The 1,244-nt window shown below is 51.0% G+C and carries 2 protein-coding genes; both read right to left on the reverse strand.

Annotated elements, in window-relative coordinates:
- Positions 1–825: glycosyltransferase (locus AC3DKE_RS11145; protein ID WP_487990737.1), on the reverse strand; the 825-nt coding region annotated here is incomplete at its 3' end.
- On the reverse strand, positions 822–1,244 hold a 423-nt coding region (rfbC, locus tag AC3DKE_RS11150; protein WP_487990738.1), incomplete at its 5' end, for a dTDP-4-dehydrorhamnose 3,5-epimerase. The genes rfbC and AC3DKE_RS11145, both read right to left, overlap by 4 nt.

The raw sequence follows: 1,244 nt of genomic DNA on the forward strand, positions 1-1,244 counted from the left end.
GCATTGACTAAAAACTTCGCGAATATCACTGCGAAGCCCCGTAAACGTAATATCACTGCTCAGCCCAAGCTCGGCTACTCGCGCCTGAAGCTCAGCTAGATAGGGGCGCTTTTTCTCTTCCACACCTCCAACTATCAATCCGTGCACAGCAGAATCTTGGGACTTCATTTTCAGCAGAAGGCTGAAAAAATCTTCATGGCCCTTTAATCGCGTGATGCGGCCAGGCAAGCACAGTACTTTTTTGCCTATCAGTTGAGGATAGTCTTGCTTCCATTTAGCTAGCCATTGCGCCGATGGCTGATAACCGCGAGGGAACTCCTTTGGATCCACGCCGCGATAAATCAGCTTTATTCGCTCTGGTGGGCAGCTAGGATAGTTCGTCAAGATATACTCGCGAACAGTTTCCGACACTGCAATCACTACCTCTCCTTTAGTCATAATCGCGCTATATGGGCTCACCGAATATAAGCCATGCACGGTAGTGATAAAGCGTGGACGTGTGGATGGGTGCATGCGGCGCAGTGCGAGCCAAGCAATCCATGCTGGGATGCGTGATCGTGCATGCACGATGTCGGGTTTGAGTTCGCGTAGCAGTCGGCGGAACGGGCGTATTTGAAATAAGCTGGCTAAAGACTTCCGGTGCACTGGCATTTGGATGTGCTCGCTACCTTCGCGAACCAATTGGTCGACTAGTCTCCCTCCATTCGATACCACAATAGAGCGATGCCCTGCAGCAACCAATGCGCGTGCGATTTCTAATGTGCCGCGCTCCACGCCACCACTGTGTAGGGCAGGTAAGGTTTGCAACACGGTTAGTTTTTTCATGCTAAGAGCTCAGCTAACGTTAAGCCTTGGCGATCCTTATCAGTTAGCAATGGTTCGTCGCTAAGCTCATGCAAGGGCCAGTCAATTTTAAGCGCAGGATCATTCCAAAGTAGCGTAGCCTCTGATGCTGGATGATAGAAATCCGTAGTCTTATATAGGAAGTCAGCGGACTCACTCAGCACCAAGAAGCCATGGGCTAAGCCTGGCGGTATCCAGAGTTGGCGATGATTATCTTCGTTTAGCTCAGTGCCCACATGTTGGCCAAAGGTCGGTGAGTCAGGGCGAATATCCACGGCGACATCGTAGACACGACCTATTGGAACTCGTACCAGTTTGCCTTGTGGCTGCACGCGTTGAAAGTGCAGACCACGCAATACACCCTTGCGTGAGCGTGAGTGATTGTCTTGCACGAAAGCGAC

Source organism: Paraperlucidibaca sp., from assembly GCF_982810325.1.